Here is a 16,621-nt window from a genome sequence, read left to right as displayed (position 1 = left end):
CAGCATTGTTTAATACGCTCATTACACGACCTGTTTCAGCGGGATGAATTCGTAGCGTTGCACTTCATGCGCTGCGCGCTCGGCCCACGGATCGATCTGGGCGTATTTTTGCGACTCGATGAAGCGTGCATAGAGCGCTTTACGGCCTTGTGCATCGTCCACGACGCGCTGCTTAACGTAGGCGAGCCCGACACGCTCTATCCACGGTGCGGTCCGGTCGAGATAGCGCGCCTCTTCGCGGTACAACTGGATAAAGGCGCAACAGTATTCCTCTACCTCGTCTGGCGTCGTCACTTTGCACAGCAGATCGGTCGGTCGTATCTTCACGCCGCCATTGCCGCCGACGTGCAGCTCCCAGCCGGACTCCACCGCGACCACACCGAAGTCCTTGATGGTCGCCTCGGCGCAGTTACGCGGACAGCCCGACACCGCCATCTTGAATTTGTGCGGCATCCAGGAACCCCACGTCAGATGCTCAAGACGAATGCCCATCGCGGTGGAATCCTGCACACCGAAGCGGCACCATTCCTTGCCGACGCAGGTCTTCACGGTGCGCAGCGCCTTGCCGTAGGCGTGGCCGGACACCAGTCCGCCCTTGTTGAGGTCGCCCCACACCGCGGGCAGGTCTTCCTTTTTCACGCCCAGCAGATCGATGCGCTGTCCGCCGGTGACTTTGACGGTGGGAATGTTGAACTTGTCCACAACGTCGGCGATGGTGCGTAATTCGTTCGCCGTCGTCACGCCGCCCCACATGCGCGGCACCACGGAATAGGTGCCGTCCTTCTGGATGTTGGCGTGCGCGCGTTCGTTGATGAAGCGCGACTGCGGGTCGTCCTGATACTCCGCCGGCCAGGCGCACAAGAGATAATAATTGAGCGCGGGGCGGCACGCATGGCAGCCGTCCGGCGTGCTCCACTCGAAATGCCGCATCACCTCGCGGATGGTGAGCAGATGACGTTCGCGTATCGCCTTGCGCACTTCATCGTGAGTATGCTCGGTGCATTTGCATACCGGTTTTTCCTTGGGCGCCGCCGTGTAACCGCCGCCCAATACCGAGGCCATGATCTGCTCGACCAGCCCGGTGCACGAACCGCACGACGAGGACGCCTTGGTGTGCGCGCGCACCTCTTCCAGCGTGAACAAACCTTTTTCGCTGATCGCCTTGACGATGGCGCCTTTGCATACGCCGTTGCAACCGCACACCTCCATCGAGTCGCTCATGGCGGCGGCCTTGTTTTGTCCGCCGCGACCGGCATCACCCAAGTGCGCCTGGCCAAACATCAGATGATCGCGGAAGGCGCCGATGTCGGTGCCGTCGCGCATGAGCTGGAAGTACCATGCGCCGTCCCCGGTGTCGCCGTACATCACGGCGCCGCGGATACGGTTATCCTTAAGCACCAGCTTTTTGTAGGTACCCTGTGAGGCATCTTTAAGCACGATTTCCTCAGTGCTGTCGTCACCGGTAAAATCACCTGCGGAAAATAGATCAATCCCCGTGACCTTGAGTTTTGTGGAAGTCAGCGAACCTTGATAGCGTGAGTAGCCGAAGTGAGCGAGATGGTTGGCGCACACCTTGGCCTGTTCGAACAGCGGCGCGACCAAACCGTAGGTTTGACTGCGATGCTGCACGCATTCGCCCACGGCGTAGATGGCGGGATCGTAGGTTTGCAGCGTGTCGTTCACCACGATGCCGCGCTCGCAATAGATGCCCGCCTTTTTGGCCAGATCGATGTTAGGGCGTATGCCCACGGCCATGACCACGAGGTCGGCGTAGAGCTCGGAGCCATCCTTGAAACGCACGCCACGCACGCGCTCCTCGCCCAAAATCTCCACCGTTTGCGCGGGCATATGGAAGTGCATGCCGCGCTGTTCCAGCGATTTACGCAGCATCTCGCCTGCCGCCCTGTCGAGCTGACGCTCCATCAGGGTTTCGTGTATATGCACCACCGTGACATTCATGCCCTGGCGTATCAATCCGTTCGCCGCTTCCAGACCCAACAGCCCGCCGCCTATCACCACGGCGTGCCGGGACTGCTTGGACGCATCCATCATTAATTGAACATCGCGGATATCCCGGAACGTCACCACACCGGGCAATTGGTGACCCGGCACCGGGACAACAAATGGATTCGAGCCGGTTGCCAACAGCAGACGATCATAGTCGGCATTGGTGCCATCATCGGCGATAACCTTGCGTTTAGCGCGGTCTATCTCCACCACCTCTTTACCACAGTGCAGCGTAATGCCATTATCCGCATACCACTGCATATCATTCAGCATGATCTCAGCTACGGTCTTCTCACCGGCCAGCACGGGAGACAGCAGGATGCGGTTGTAATTGCCGTACGGCTCTGAACCGAATACGGTGATCTCGTATTTATCCGGTGCGACTTTCAACAGCTCTTCCAGCGTGCGTACGCCTGCCATGCCATTACCGATCAACACCAGCTTTTCTTTCATCTGAGGCCTCGCGCTTCAAATCCTAATTGAAGGCGGCTGTGCAAGTTAAGGGCCAAGTGCAGTTTTGACAGCTATCTAATTGTTGAATCTCACATTTTTATTTCATTACGGCTCACCGCAGGAGACTCGCGGGAAAATCTGCACCAAAGAGAGACAACAGTGCAGATCAATTCACGAAGTTGGTGCAAAAATGTTGTAGAGGGGTGATATAAATACTACTTTCAGGTTATTTTTCGTGTGGTATGAGGTTTGCTACAGGGTGCTTATGCACCTCATATCCCCCACCATTACCGGCGTTATTCTTGCGGGCGGACGTGCGCGCCGCATGAACGGGGTGGACAAAGGACTGCTGGAGCTTGCGGGAAGGCCATTAGTGGAACATACACTGGCTCGATTAGCGCCACAGGTCAGCAAGGTCATGATTAACGCCAACCGTAATCACGCGCGCTATGCGAGTTACGGTCTTACCTTGGTGGCTGATAAGCTGGATGGCTACTGCGGCCCACTGGCAGGGATGTACAGTGCGATGTGTGCAACACAGACTGACTATATCGTCACAGCGCCTTGTGACTCGCCTCTGATCCCTAACGATTTAGTGCAGCGTATGATGATAACGCTGCTGAGAGAAAATGCGGAGCTATGTACGGCGCATGATGGTATGCGCTTGCAACCCATCTATACTATGATACCTCTCGCTCTTACTACCGACCTGCACAGCTATCTCATGAGCGGGGGACGTAAAGTGGAGGACTGGTTGAGACGTCATCGTTTGGCGGTGGCCGATTTCTCCGATCAACCCGAGGCTTTTTTAAATATCAACACGCCTCATGACCATCAATTGTACGAGGAACGCGCTAAAAACCAACATGCAAGATTATGATCCAAACTCACTCTCCGTCGTCGAGGCCCTGCAACGCATAGAGGACGCGATACAGCCTCTTGATGGAATGGAAACGCTGGCGTTGCGTGAAAGCCTGGGACGAGTGCTGGCCGAGGACATTCGCTCCACAATGAACGTGCCCGCGCACACCAATTCGGCGATGGATGGTTATGCCGTTTCGAGCAGTGATTTACCGATGAGTGGAACACGCGAATTGCGCGTCGTTGGAACAGCTTGGGCGGGAACGCCCTTTAGTGGCGCGGTAAAACCGGAGGAGTGCGCGCGCATCATGACCGGCGCGATGCTGCCGGCGGGTACTGATACCATTGTTATGCAGGAGCAGGCTGAGCGTGACGGCGACACGTTACGCATCGGCGCCGGACACAAGCCGGGTCAACATGTGCGTCAGGCTGGCGAGGACCTCGCTGTGGGCGACGTTGCCTTACCCGCCGGGATGCCGATCGGACCGGCGCAGCTTGGCCTGCTTGCCTCACTGGGTATCAAGGAGGTAACCGTTTTCCAACTGCCGCGCGTGGCGGTATTCACCACCGGCGACGAGTTGCGCGCGTTGGGTGAATCTCTCGGTCCCGGTGAGATTTACGACAGCAATCGCTATACCTTATATGGAATGCTTGCACGCTTGGGTATTGAGCCTATGGATCTCGGCATAGTGCGTGATCGCAGAGATGACGTGGAGGCCGCATTTCTGCGCGCCGCCGCTATGGCCGATGTGGTCATCACATCCGGCGGTGTCTCGGTGGGTGAAGCGGACTTCGTTAAGGAGACCTTGGAAAAGCTGGGCGAGGTCAATTTCTGGAAGATCGCCATGAAACCCGGCCGTCCGCTGGCCTTCGGCAAGATTAAAAATGCGTGGTTTTTCGGCCTGCCGGGCAATCCGGTTTCAGTGATGACGACATTTTATCAACTCGTACAACCCGCCTTGCGCCGCCTGATGGGTCAACCCAAAACATCCGATATTTTATTCAAAGTGCCCTGCGCCTCACGCCTGAAAAAAGCGCCTGGGCGTATGGAATTTCAGCGTGGAATCCTGGAAAGGGATGCGGCTGGCCAATTAATTGTCCGCAGCACCGGCGAACAAGGCTCTGGAATCTTAAGCTCGATGAGCAAGGCCAATTGTTTTATTGTCTTGCCTATGGAAGCCGGCGCCGTGGAGGCCGGAACACTGGTGGATGTACAGGTCTTTGAGGGTGTAGTTTAAAAAATCTGCACCCTCTCCAGAGGAGGCCAAGCCTCCCGGAAAGAGTGCAGAGTATTTCTTAGCCCCTTGCGGCTGCCATTCGCGCCATCCGTGCCGCTAAGCGAGCGGCCTTTTTGCGCGCAACCCTTCTCTTGGCGGCGGCCCGCTTCTTTGCGGCCTGACTGGCGAAATATTTACGTTCCCATTTTTTCTCGAATGCAGTCAATGCCTTGTCTTTGGCTGCACGCATATGGGCGGCGGCCTTGGCAATCGCCATCTTCGCCCTTCTGGCAGCGGCCTTGGCGCGGGCGAGCGCCTTTCTTTCTTTGGCTGCTAGTTTCTTTGCGAGTGCATTGGCCCTAGCCATCGCGCCTTTCTTTACTACGCTTCTTTTTGCCCGGGTCACTTTTTTCTTGACCATCTTTTTCATGGGCTTTTTCGCTGCAGTTTTAGTTTTACGCATAATTTTTTACTCCGCTCCAGTTATGGTGTGGGTAATTATAACCACAAAAGTCAAGAGTGCAATAAAAATTTAAATTTCTACGATCAGATAAATAAAACGTTTGATAGCTCCGTGCGCGTCAGCGGCAGCTGAAAATATAAAGGAAGCCCTGATTAATTCAGGGCTTCCTGCAGTACAGGGATGTACTGCCATTTTTCAATCATGAAAATGATTGAAAAATGAAGAAAAACGAAAATCGCATTTTTCGTTTTTCGTCTCTGAAAAATCCATGGATGGATTTTTTCAGAGGTTCAATAAATATTCGCCGTGTTTTTCATCTTGGGGCGTTCATTGAATTGATTCACTGTCTTGCTCCCAGATCGAGTGCTCGCCGCTTGCTCATCTCCGCATCACGAGCCTGCTGATCCGCGTTTGCATCCAATTCAGGCCAGCCTTGGGTATGCAGTTCGATGAGATGCACCAACGCCCTAATGTGTTCGGGATGGTCGTTGAGCGCAGGGATGTAGTGATAGCTTTCTCCACCGGCGTTGAGAAAGATATTGCGATTTTGCATCGCGACCTCTTCAAGCGTCTCCAGGCAATCGGCGGAAAAACCGGGGCAGACGACGTCCACGCTCTTGACGCCGGCCTTGGCCCACTCTTGCAGCGTATGATCGGCGTAGGGCTTGAGCCATTCTTCACGCCCAAAGCGCGATTGAAAGGCCACCTGCCAGCGATCCTCCGGAAGGTTCAATTGCTCGGCGATCAGCCGTGCTGTTTTATGACACTCGCAGTGGTAAGGGTCGCCTTGCAGGAGATAACGTTTAGGGAGGCCATGAAAGGAAAACATCAGCCGCTCGGCAGGCGGCCGGTTCCGCCACGCCTCGCGGAGGCTGTTGGCCACCGCGCTGATGTAACTGGCATCGTCGTGATAGTGATTAATCATGCGCAGTTCAGGTAGCCAGCGCCAGGTCTTCAAGACCTGGGCCACCGCATCGAAGGTCGAGGCCGTGGTGGATGCGGAATACTGTGGGTACAAGGGGAAAACCAGAATGCGGCGGACATCAGCGGCGCGCAGTTGCTCCAGGGCGTCTCTAATAGAAGGCGTGCCGTAACGCATGCCGAGCGCGACTACAACCCGCCCATTGAACTGCGCCTGCAGCGCCTGCTTGACGGCTTCGGCCTGGCGGCGGGAAATGGCCAGCAGCGGGGAGCCTTGTTCGGTCCAGATCTTTTGATAGGCGTGCGCCGAGCGGGCGGGACGAATACGCAGGATGACGCCGTGCAACGCCAGCCACCACAGCCAGCGTGGCGCTTCGACTACCCGTGGGTCCCAGAGAAATTCGGCGAGATAGCGGCGCAGGGCCGCCGGGGTCGGGGCATCGGGCGTCCCCAGATTGGTGAGTAACACGCCGGCCGTTGGGACTGTACCATGACAATACTCAGCGGCGCCTTGGTAGATCGTCATTCCAGATTTGTGTCGCCTGCGATCAAAAAAGATTTACCGCGGAGGGCGCGGAGGAAAAATATGCTTTTTTTGAGGGACTTCTCTGCGTTCTCTGCGGTAAATTATTTATTTGGATGAATCTTTAATGCTTTAAGCGATTCAGGCTATACTCAGCGGCGCCTTGGTAGATCGTCATTCCAGTTTTGTGTCGCCTGCAATCAAAAAAGATTTACCGCGGAGGGCGCGGAGGAAAAATATGCTTTTTTTGAGGGACTTCTCTGCGTTCTCTGCGGTAAATTATTTATATTAGATAAGTCTTTAATGCTTTAAGCGATTCAGGCTGACCACCTTTTGCGAAGCGGCACCGACCGATTCGTCCAGTTGCGGGAGCAGTTTCTTGATAACCGCATGCACCCATTCTTCATTGTAGACCTGGCAGGCGCGTTCGAGTTCGTCCAGCGTCTCGTTCAGCGTTTTCCAGTCCACCTCGCGCGGGTGCGCCAGCAGAATCTTCTCGTGTTCGGTGCCGGACAGATTTTCCTGGGCATGAAACAGTTCTTCGAACAGCTTTTCGCCGGGACGCAGTCCCGTATAGACGATCTTGATATCCTTGCCGGGCGTCTTGCCCGCCAGGCGGATCATTTCTTCGGCGAGATAGGTGATGCTGATCGGCTTGCCCATATCCAGCACGTAAATCTCGCCGCCCTGCCCCATCACCGCCGCCTGCATGATGAGTTGACAGGCCTCCGGGATGGTCATGAAAAAGCGGGTGATCTCGGGATGGGTGACTGTGACCGGGCCGCCTGTCGCAATCTGTTCCTGAAACAGCGGGACGACGCTGCCCGTCGAACCTAATACGTTGCCGAAGCGCACCGTGATGAAACGGGTTTGCGCGCGCTTGTTGAGGTTGAGACAGAATAGCTCGGCGATATGTTTGCTGATGCCCATGATGCTGGTGGGATTGACCGCCTTGTCGGTGGAAATCATCACGAAGGTGGGGCAGCCGTGCTTCTCCGCCGCCAGGGCCAGTATCTTGGTGCCGAGCACATTGTTGCGCAGGGTCTCGCGCGCCTGTTCTTGCAGCATCGGTACGTGTTTATAGGCGGCCGCGTGGAAGATGATGTCCGGCCGGTAGGTTGAGAGCAGGTGATCCACCGCGGGAACGTCGCAGATGTCGCCCAGGCAGGCATGCAGGGTCAGATTGGGGAATCTGCGCCGCATTTCCATTTCGATGGTGTACAAACCAAATTCGCTGCGCTCGTACAAGACCAGGGCCGACGCGCCGAGGCGCGCGATCTGGCGGCACAGTTCGGAACCGATCGAGCCGCCTGCGCCGGTGATGAGCACGATCTTCTTCCTTATGCCGTTGCTGATACGTTCCCAATCCAGAGCGATCGGTTCTCTTCCCAACAGGTCATCAATAACGACCTCGCGCAGCCCCTTCACGCTGGGCTCGGCGGTCGCGAGACCCTGTGAGCGCCCCAGAATCCTGAACGGTATGCCGCTCTGTTCGCTGAGGGCGATCACACGGTGCAACTGCGCGGGACTCGCGGAAGGCATGCTGATTACGATGTGATCCACGTCGGTGCGATGGACGACGTCGTTCAGGTCGGCGATCTCACCCAGCACAGGAATGCCGCGGATCAGCGCGCCCTGTAATTCTTTTTTGTCATCCAGGAAACCCAGCGGATAGTAGTCGCTGTCTTGCAGCATGTCGCGCGCGAGTAATTCACCCGCCACGCCCGCCCCCAGAATCAGCACGCGCTTGCGCTTCTTGTTGCGGAACATGAACAGGCTCGGGCTGTTGCTCACCCAGACGCGATAGATCAATCTGGAGGCGCCCAATAAAAATACCAGGCAGATGGGGTAGATCAGCAGGGTGGTGCGGGGTATGCCTTCCAGGCGGTTGACGAGAAACAGCAGCAGGCTGATGGCCAGCACACCCGCCGCGACCGCACGCAGGATATTCCAGAGATCGGGAATACTGCTAGAACGCCACACGCCGCGATAGACGCCTGTCCACCAGAGCAACACCCCTTGAGCGATGACTACAAACGGAAGAGATATCAGGAAGCCAGGGAGGCCGGCCCTCCAACTGGAGAGCTCATAAGGCATCATGGTGGCGAGGGCCCATGCCACTGTCACCATGAACAGATCGTGCGCAATGACTGCGTAACGATGATTGAGATCTAAAGAAGAGATTTTGGTTTCAGTGTGTGCCATAGTGCGTTTGTTGGGTTGGTATTGCGCGGCCACTTTTTGACTGCTTGCCCCTCTCTATGGATTTGAGAATTTACTTCGCACACCCCACCATAACAGCCAACCGGCTATTGCCACCACTGCCAGCATCCAAGGCAGTAAGCCCGGATAAACCCATATTATGCCCGTGGCGGGCCATAATACAACTACATTAATAAGCAGAGCCCATAAGGTCACGCGCCGATGGGGGATGTCCGCCTGCACCAGACGCTGATAGGCATGGCTGCGGTGCGCATGATACCACGCCTCGCCCCGCAGCAGGCGGGCGAGCAAGGTGTAGCTTGCGTCCAGTATAAACAGGGCGAGCAGGATCATCCATACGGCGGCCGGCATGGCATGGCCCCGCTCACCGGCCAAGGCAAGCACCGCGAAGCTGAAACCCAGCATGCCGCTGCCTGCATCGCCCATGAAAATCCGCGCGCGGGGCCAGTTCCAGATTAAAAAACCGCCGCTTGCGGCGGCCAGCGCGAGGCTCGCCCCCGCCAAACCCGGCGCATTGAGCCACCACAACAAAATCCCGCCGGCCAGACCCGCGGTGATCGCCTGCGCGCCGGCGAGGCCGTCAATCCCGTCCATAAAGTTGTAGAGATTAGTCAACCATATCACTGCCAGCACCCATAACGGGTAGGCGGTCCACCCGAGTTCGAGAGTGTAACTGCCTACATTGAGGCTGGCGGGTGCGCCGATGCAGTACACCGCCCAAAGGGCGGCCAGCAGGTGCGCCAGCAGCCGCCACTTTGCGACGATGGGAGTGATGTCATCCCAAGCCCCGATGAAGGCAACTAACACGCCGCCGCCGAGCAGCGCCCAACTCACATCCCCATTGAGCAGTCCCCAATAGTGCAATGCTCCAATGGCCAGAAAAAAACCGAGGGCAATCGCCGCCCCTCCGCCGGTCGGGGTCGGATGCGTATGGGAACTGCGCGCGTTGGGGTGGTCCAGCAAGGCGTAGTCGAGGGCATAGCGCCGGATCAGACCGGTGAGCAGCAGTGAAACTGCGAAAACGCCGGTCAATAGTCCAAAAATTTTTAGCGGCATCACCGTGCTATTAAATTTAGAACTTATCCATAAATAATGTACCGCAGAGGACGCAGAGGAGTACCCTCAAGAAGGGTTTGTTTCTCCTCCGCGGTGAAGCTTTTTAGCGCAAGAGACACAGGGGAACTATTTGTGGATATGCCCATAATGTGCCTTTACTCGCGGCGCCAGGTAGTGCCGTGTGGCCCATCTTCGAGGATAATCCGGTTGGCCTTGAGCAGATCCCGAATTCGATCCGACTCCGCCCAATTCTTTGTCTCGCGCGCGGCCTTGCGTTGCGCGATCATTTCTTCAACATTGAGGACCCTCTCGGCGGGGCCTTGCAGATAGGCCTCGGGATCTTCCTGCAACAAACCCAGGATACCCGCCAGCTTTCTGAGTTCAGCCGCGAGCGGCGCCGCCTTGGCGATGCCGTCATGCGCCTTATGACTGTTGATCTCGCGCGCCATGTCGAACAACACCGCTATCGCCTCGCGGGTATTGAAGTCATCATCCATGGCTGCAAAAAAGCGTGAGGCGCCTTCGGCAAGTGAGGCGTGAGGCGTGAGGCGTGAGGTATTACTCCTCACTCCTAACTCCTCACCCCTTACTCCTTTCTCTTCACCCATCGAAGGCAATCCGCGCAGGGCGGTATAAAAGCGCGTCAACTCGCTGCGGGCGAGCTGTAAGTTTTCTTCGGAGTAGCTGAGCGGACTGCGGTAGTGGCTGGCCAATATGAAATAGCGAATCTCCTCGGGGCGATAGCGTGCAAGCACCTCACGCACCGTAAAAAAATTGCCGAGTGACTTGGACATCTTTTCATCCGCCACGCGCACAAAACCGTTGTGCATCCAGACGTTAACAAACGTGTGGCCGGTAACGGCCTCGGATTGGGCGATCTCATTTTCGTGATGTGGAAATTGCAGATCCATGCCGCCACCGTGGATGTCGAAGTGCTCGCCGAGACAATGCATAGACATCGCCGAGCACTCGATATGCCAGCCCGGCCGGCCCCTGCCCCACGGCGAATCCCAACTCGGCTCGTCCGGTTTAGCGGACTTCCACAACACAAAATCCAGCGGGTCTCTTTTCGCCTCATCCAGCTCTACGCGCGCGCCGACTCGCAGTTCGTCGAGATGTCTGCCGGAAAGTTTTCCGTAACCCTTGAACCGGCTCACGGCATAATAGATGTCGCCGTTCGCGGCCTGATAGGCGTAGTCCTTGGCCATCAGGCTGCCGATCATGGCGACGATTTCGCCGATGTGCTCGGTGGCGCGGGGTTCGTGATCGGGCCGCAACACGCCCAGCTTATCGGCGTCTTCGTTCATGGCCTGGATGAAGCGCGCCGTCAATGCGCCGATGGACTCGTGATTTTCATGCGCACGGCGGATGATCTTGTCGTCAATATCCGTGATATTGCGCACGTAGGTGACCTGATAACCCAAGGAGCGCAGATAGCGCACCACCATGTCGAACACGACGAGCACCCGTGCATGGCCGAGGTGGCAATAGTCATACACCGTCATACCGCAGACATACAGCCGCACCTTGCCGGGCTCGATGGGGATGAACGGTTCTTTGGTCTTGGTGAGATTGTTATGAATGTGCAGCATGGGGATTATTTTTCGGCCTCAGATACACAATAGTTTAACGCTGCTTCCAAGCGTTTGCGTGCCCGCTCCTCTCCCAGCAGCGGCAACAGCCTGGCCATCTCAGGACCGTCGAGTTCACCGGTGAGCGCCGCGCGCAACGGTTGATAGAGGGCCTTGCCGTTGATCTTGAGCGCTTGCTTGATCTTACCGGCCAGTGATTTGAAATCGGTGGGGTGCTCCTGTAACGCCGTTAACGCCTGCTCGAAAAAATCGGTGCCCGCTTCCGCGATGACCTGACGGGCGCCTAGCATCCATTCCAGCGGATCGCTATACAAGATACGCGCCCACAGCAGCGCATGTTCTGGCAAGAAGACATTGGTACGGATCGCCGCGATGAACTCATCACGCTGCGCCGTGGACACAAGCTTGTGCACCGCCGGACCCATCCACTCCCACAACTCATGGGTGTGGGCGTGAGCGATGGCCTGCTGTTGCCAATAATGCAATTGACTCTCGTCAAAACGGGCGGGCGAGCGGCCGATCTTGCCGATATGAAACTCGGCGGCGAGTTCGGACAGCGTCATGAAATTATTGTTGTCGTAGGAATGCCCCAGGCGGGCCAGGTAATTATTCAGCGCCGCCGGGAAATAACCTGCATCGCGCAATTCTCGCGCGCTATGGCTGCCGTGACGCTTGGATAAGGGCGTCCCGTCACTGCCCAGAATCAGCGACAGGTGCCCATACTCGGGGATACGCAAACTCAGCGAGCGCAGCAGTACTATCTGGCGCGGGGTATTGCTGAGATGATCCTCGCCGCGCAACACGTGAGTGACGCCCATCAGGGCGTCGTCGAGGGCGTTGCCGAAAAAGAAGGCGGGCGTACCGTCGGCGCGGCGGATGATGAAATCGCCAATATCATCACTCGCAAAACGTTGCGGGCCGCGCACCAAGTCTTCGAATTCAACCGTTTCGCCGCGCGGCACGCGAAACCGCAGAGTGGCCTTAAGGCCCTGCGCCAGGCGTGTTTCTATCTGATCTTTGGTGAGCGCCGCGCAGGTGCCCGGATAGCGCGGCGCCCGGCCTGCGGCGAGTTGCACCTTGCGGGTAATGGCGAGTTCCTGTTCACTGCAAAAACAGGGATAGGCGAGACCATCCTGCTCCAACTGCGAAAAATAGCGGTGATAGATCTCGCCGCGCTCCGATTGCAGATAAGGGCCTTGCGCCCCCTCCACGACCGGCCCCTCTTGCCAGCCCAGCCCCATCCATAGCAGGTCTTCCTGCAAGGCCTCGGTGTACTGATGCTCGCTGCGTCCCTGATCGGTGTCCTCGATGCGCAGCAAAAAAATACCCTGCGTGTGGCGCGCGAGCAGCGCGCAGAACAAAGCGACGCGGGCGTTGCCGAGGTGCAAGAATCCTGTGGGGCTGGGAGCGAAGCGAGTCTTGCAAGGGGTGAAGGCCATAACATCGCATTTTAGCCTAAAGCCACTTCTATAACAAAATCTGTTCCCATCTTTTTCTCATGCATCAAACCTATTATGGAACGTCTTACATAGACACCGCCCGTTTGCCAAGTGAATACCGGCTTGAGCGTCCAAGCATGCTTAGCGTAGACCAAAGTAGCTAAAGATTCGGATCTTCAAGAAATCCGCCGCCATCAGAAAGATCAGCACCAAGATAAACAGTCCGGCAACCAGTGTCGGGCTGATAGCGGCCATGAGGATGCCCTGGGTAGCCAGCACGCTGACGATCACGATGTCCAGGAACGAACTCAGTAAAAGCCAGCGGCTCGGGTGCGAATGCCAGAAGTAATGGCGCTCGCGCACCAAGTACACGGTGCCTTGGCCGCTGAACACCAGCATCACGAAGATCAGGGTCTGCAATTCCGGCAAGGACAGATGCAACCAAGCGCGTGCGGCGAAAAACACGGCGAACGACAACATCAGAACGAGACCGGCCAGCACACCGCCGGTGAGCACTAGCGTGCGGATGTGCCAGCGGTCCGGCTTGCGGGAGAAGGACACGCGGTCGGTGGCGAGGGACATGGTCACAAAGTCGTTGGTGAAGAGCAACAGCACGATCAACAACGGCGTGATGATAAATGTGCCGGTCAACATCACGCCTAGGCTTAAGAAAACTGCGATTTCTAGGGTCTTGATGATTTTGTTGAGCGTATAGGTAAGCATGCGCTGATAGATGCGTCGGCTGGTCTCGACCGCAGCCAACACACCGGTAAGTCCAGGGTTGGTGAGCACCAGGCTGGCGGAAGCCTTGGCCACGTCAGTGGCGTTGACGACGGCGACGCCGACCTCGGCCTGCTTGAGCGCCGGCGCATCATTGACGCCGTCGCCGGTCATGCCGACCACATAGCCGGCGCGCTGCAGGGCCTGCACCAGGCAGAATTTGTCCTCGGGCAGAACGCGTCCGAAAACGCCGCAGTCGAGCACGTGATCGCCAATCTCGCCGCGCAGGGTTTCCGGCGGACAGGCGCGGCCGCCGATACCAACCGCGGCGGCGACGGTGCGGGCGGTGGCAAGGCCGTCGCCGGTGACCATCAGCACGCGCACGCCCAGCTCGCGCAAACTCTGCACTAGAGCCTTGGAATCCTCACGCGGCGGATCGTGCAGCGCCACCAGGCCGATCAGTTCTAAGGCATCACCCTTCCCGGCGGCCACGGCCAGCATGCGGTAGCCCTCGGCCGCGAGGCGCTCGATATCGGCGCTCACATCCGGTGCGGACGCGATTAAGGCGGCGAGAGCCCGCGGCGCACCCTTGAGCACGCGCAACTGCTCACCATTCTGCTGGAACACAGCTTCCGAACGTTTTGTGGCCGGATCAAAAGGAATGAATTGCAACCGCTGCGGCGCACCGGACAGCAGGCCCCGTGAGCGAGCAGCATTCAGGATGGCGAGGTCGATCGGGTCCTGGGTGGCGTCGTCACAGGCGAGCGCCGCCAGACACAGGAGTTCCTCCTCGCTGTGCGGGGCATAGGGCTTAAGCGCCGCCAGCGTCAGCCGGTTCTCGGTAAGGGTGCCGGTCTTGTCGCTCGCGAGCACGTCCATCGCCGCCGCCTCTTCGATCGCCGACAGGCGCATCACCAGCACGCCGCGTTGGACCAGCTCCCGCGCACCGAAAGCGGTGGCGAGCGTAAACGTCGCCGGCAGCGCCACGGGCACAGAGGCCACCAGCAGGATTAATGCAAAGGGGATGACCTCCGTCAGGGACATGCCGGTGATCAGGGCATAAGCCAGCAACGCGGTGACCAGGGCCGCATCCAGGATCACCAGATATTTAACGATGGTGAAGATGATACTTTCCAGATGGCTCGCGGTCTTGGCTGTGCGCACCAGTTCTGCGGTCTTGCCGAAATATGTGCGCGACCCTGTGGCCGTGACTTCGCCGGTCGCCTCGCCGCGCTTGACGATGGCGCCGGCGTAGGCGGGCGCGCCCGCACCTGCTTCGACCGGCAGCGACTCGCCCGTAAGCGCGGATTGATCCAACAGCACTTGCCCAGTGGTCACGCGCACATCCGCAGGGGCGAGATCGCCCAGGCGCAGGTGAATCACGTCGCCCGGCACCAGTGCCTGCGCCGGGATCAACTGCCAGCGGTCGTCGCGCCGCACCCGCGCCTGCACCGCGAGGCGACCCTTGAGCAGGGCGAGCGCCTGGTTCGCCCGGCTTTCCTGCACGAAACTCAGGGTGGCGTTGACGATGAGCAGAACGGCGATGATAGCCGTCTCGTCAACTTTGCCGAGGACCCATTGCAGCGCGATGGTGGCTTCCAGCATCCACGGCACCGGCGCCCAGAATTTGTGCATTAATGCCCGCAGCGGGTGCGGCCGTTCCTCCGCCACCTTGTTGGAGCCATATTGCTTCAGCCGCTCCGCGGCTTCGGGGCTGGTTAGACCCTGCAAGGCCCTTCCAGGTATAGGGTGAATGCTTGGTTCATGGATGATTTCTCCTCGAAGCGCGCTGCTGACGCCAGCGGTAGCGGATCCAGACGACAATGCCCAGAATGGCAATCAGCGCCAGCAATGCTTCTTCATAACGGTGCAGATCGGCGAGCATCAGTTCCAGGAGGCTGCCAAATAGGTAACCCGCACCACCGATCAACATCGCCCACGCCGCGGCACTAATCAAATTCAAAACGAAGAACCGGGTCCAGCTGACAGGACTCATGCCGATGGCGAACGGCCCCACGGTGCGCAGGCCATACCAAAAGCGGATGGAGAGGATCAACGGCAAATGATAGCGCTGCAACAGCGCCTGTACTTTTGCCGCACGCGGTTTAAGACGCGGAAAACGGTTCAGGATACGCCACCCATAACGCCTGCCTAAATAAAAATATAGCTGGTCGCCCAGGAAGCTGCCGACGGCAGCCACGCCCATCACCCACGTCAGATCGAGGTAGCTGCGATGGGCGGCAAAACCAGCCATGATGAGGATAGTTTCCCCTTCCAGGAAGGTGCCCACGAACACCGCGGCGTAGCCATAATTCTGTAGCAGTGCGGCGAGCGACATATCAACCCGGAAGCCATCGGCGAGTGGTCGCCACCGATGCAATCGCCGCGCTATGCCCTCGTCTTCCATGAATCAGCAGCACCGGCATGGATACAGTGCGGATTACCCTTTCGGCCACGCTTCCTAGGTGATGGAAACCTCGGCGCCCGTGGGTTCCGATCGCAATCAAATCGGCGGGCCAGTCTTGTACCTCCTCCACAATCGCACTCGCAATTCGCCGCGTGACCGATTCCACCAATTTGGCTTCGGCAGCGAGCCCCGCTTCGTGTACCGTCGCTCTGACCTGATCCATGACCTTCTGCGCAGAATTGTATAAAGCTTCCATGGCGGTGTTCTCACCCATACACCCGTCATCGTCCCAGTTAAATTACCCTCGGCAAAGCCGGGGGCTCCAGGTGAGCGCCTCAAAGGCGCCCATAAAACCGTGCGCCGCCCAAGACGGCTGAAACAACACCCCCCCTTTGAAAAAGCTTGTATGTTATCTTACTTCCTCCGCCAAAATACTTGAAGCGATTGCGTCGCCATTTTTCGCGAAACCCGAAATGGATCCATCCGATTTCGGGAGCGAAAAATGGGCGACGTGTATTGCCTTCGGCGGCCCGCGCTCGTCCTGCGTCCGCCACGGCGCTACACTTCGTTGCGCGACATGGCTCCCACAGTGACTCTACGCCGTGCCGGTTGCCTCCTATTTTGTCTCCACCCGCGCTACCGCGCGGACTCCGACAAAACATCCGGCCCTACGGCTACGCGGGGGGCGTCGCACACCGCTCGTCCGCTATCGCTCCCTCGCTTCCATGTGCTCCTTCAA

General features: G+C 57.9%; 12 protein-coding genes. 2 read left to right on the top strand and 10 right to left on the bottom strand.

Features of this window, described 5'->3' with window-relative positions:
* Positions 1-21 precede the first annotated feature (21 nt).
* A complete protein-coding gene (locus HY028_12080; protein ID MBI3345567.1) occupies positions 22-2,460 on the bottom strand; it encodes an NAD(P)/FAD-dependent oxidoreductase in 2,439 nt (812 codons plus the stop codon).
* 265 nt (positions 2,461-2,725) lie between these two features.
* On the opposite strand from HY028_12080, the gene mobA reads away from it, so the two are divergent.
* Both mobA and HY028_12070 read left to right on the top strand, forming a co-directional pair.
* Positions 2,726-3,340, top strand: a complete 615-nt coding sequence (mobA, locus tag HY028_12075; protein ID MBI3345566.1) for a molybdenum cofactor guanylyltransferase — start codon at positions 2,726-2,728, stop codon at positions 3,338-3,340.
* Positions 3,288-4,559, top strand: a complete 1,272-nt coding sequence (locus HY028_12070; protein ID MBI3345565.1) for a molybdopterin molybdotransferase MoeA — start codon at positions 3,288-3,290, stop codon at positions 4,557-4,559. The genes mobA and HY028_12070 overlap by 53 nt, the downstream gene beginning before the upstream one ends.
* 58 nt (positions 4,560-4,617) lie before the next feature.
* Here the strand turns inward: HY028_12070 and HY028_12065 are convergent, their stop codons facing one another.
* The 9 genes from HY028_12065 to HY028_12025 form a co-directional block, all read right to left on the bottom strand.
* Positions 4,618-5,001 (bottom strand): hypothetical protein, encoded by a 384-nt coding sequence (locus HY028_12065; protein ID MBI3345564.1) that lies wholly within the window; start codon positions 4,999-5,001, stop codon positions 4,618-4,620.
* A 340-nt stretch (positions 5,002-5,341) separates the two neighbouring features.
* A complete protein-coding gene (locus HY028_12060) occupies positions 5,342-6,448 on the bottom strand; it encodes a ferrochelatase (GenBank protein MBI3345563.1) in 1,107 nt (368 codons plus the stop codon).
* A gap of 297 nt (positions 6,449-6,745) precedes the next feature.
* Positions 6,746-8,650, bottom strand: coding sequence for a polysaccharide biosynthesis protein (locus HY028_12055; GenBank protein ID MBI3345562.1), 1,905 nt, complete (start codon positions 8,648-8,650; stop codon positions 6,746-6,748).
* Between the two features lie 54 nt (positions 8,651-8,704).
* A complete protein-coding gene (locus HY028_12050) occupies positions 8,705-9,724 on the bottom strand; it encodes a glycosyltransferase family 4 protein (protein MBI3345561.1) in 1,020 nt (339 codons plus the stop codon).
* Positions 9,725-9,879: 155 nt separating this feature from the next.
* Positions 9,880-11,316 (bottom strand): cysteine--tRNA ligase, encoded by a 1,437-nt coding sequence (locus tag HY028_12045; GenBank protein ID MBI3345560.1) that lies wholly within the window; start codon positions 11,314-11,316, stop codon positions 9,880-9,882.
* Positions 11,317-11,321: 5 nt separating this feature from the next.
* Complete coding sequence (locus HY028_12040) at positions 11,322-12,755, bottom strand: glutamate--tRNA ligase (protein MBI3345559.1); 1,434 nt, start codon at positions 12,753-12,755, stop codon at positions 11,322-11,324.
* 141 nt (positions 12,756-12,896) lie between these two features.
* The gene (locus HY028_12035; GenBank protein MBI3345558.1) at positions 12,897-15,221 is read right to left on the bottom strand and encodes a plasma-membrane proton-efflux P-type ATPase; all 2,325 of its coding nucleotides are present in this window, start codon (positions 15,219-15,221) and stop codon (positions 12,897-12,899) included.
* Positions 15,222-15,237: 16 nt separating this feature from the next.
* Positions 15,238-15,813: a DedA family protein gene (locus HY028_12030; protein MBI3345557.1), complete on the bottom strand. Its 576-nt coding sequence runs from the start codon at positions 15,811-15,813 to the stop codon at positions 15,238-15,240.
* A gap of 1 nt (position 15,814) precedes the next feature.
* Positions 15,815-16,156 (bottom strand): universal stress protein, encoded by a 342-nt coding sequence (locus HY028_12025; GenBank protein MBI3345556.1) that lies wholly within the window; start codon positions 16,154-16,156, stop codon positions 15,815-15,817.
* Positions 16,157-16,621 lie beyond the last annotated feature (465 nt).

This window comes from Gammaproteobacteria bacterium (assembly GCA_016195665.1).
Classification (GTDB): domain Bacteria; phylum Pseudomonadota; class Gammaproteobacteria; order SURF-13; family SURF-13; genus JACPZD01.
Note: the sequence above shows the minus strand (reverse complement) of the source record. Positions and strands in the feature narration are given on the sequence as shown.

Coding starts and splice junctions, on each gene's coding strand:
- HY028_12065 (MBI3345564.1), bottom strand. CDS start 5,001: ATGCGTAAAACTAAAACTGCAGCGAAAAAGCCCATGAAAAAGATGGTC.
- mobA (MBI3345566.1), top strand. CDS start 2,726: ATGCACCTCATATCCCCCACCATTACCGGCGTTATTCTTGCGGGCGGA.
- HY028_12045 (MBI3345560.1), bottom strand. CDS start 11,316: ATGCTGCACATTCATAACAATCTCACCAAGACCAAAGAACCGTTCATC.
- HY028_12025 (MBI3345556.1), bottom strand. CDS start 16,156: ATGGGTGAGAACACCGCCATGGAAGCTTTATACAATTCTGCGCAGAAG.
- HY028_12060 (MBI3345563.1), bottom strand. CDS start 6,448: ATGACGATCTACCAAGGCGCCGCTGAGTATTGTCATGGTACAGTCCCA.
- HY028_12080 (MBI3345567.1), bottom strand. CDS start 2,460: ATGAAAGAAAAGCTGGTGTTGATCGGTAATGGCATGGCAGGCGTACGC.
- HY028_12030 (MBI3345557.1), bottom strand. CDS start 15,813: ATGTCGCTCGCCGCACTGCTACAGAATTATGGCTACGCCGCGGTGTTC.
- HY028_12055 (MBI3345562.1), bottom strand. CDS start 8,650: ATGGCACACACTGAAACCAAAATCTCTTCTTTAGATCTCAATCATCGT.
- HY028_12050 (MBI3345561.1), bottom strand. CDS start 9,724: ATGCCGCTAAAAATTTTTGGACTATTGACCGGCGTTTTCGCAGTTTCA.
- HY028_12040 (MBI3345559.1), bottom strand. CDS start 12,755: ATGGCCTTCACCCCTTGCAAGACTCGCTTCGCTCCCAGCCCCACAGGA.
- HY028_12070 (MBI3345565.1), top strand. CDS start 3,288: ATGACCATCAATTGTACGAGGAACGCGCTAAAAACCAACATGCAAGAT.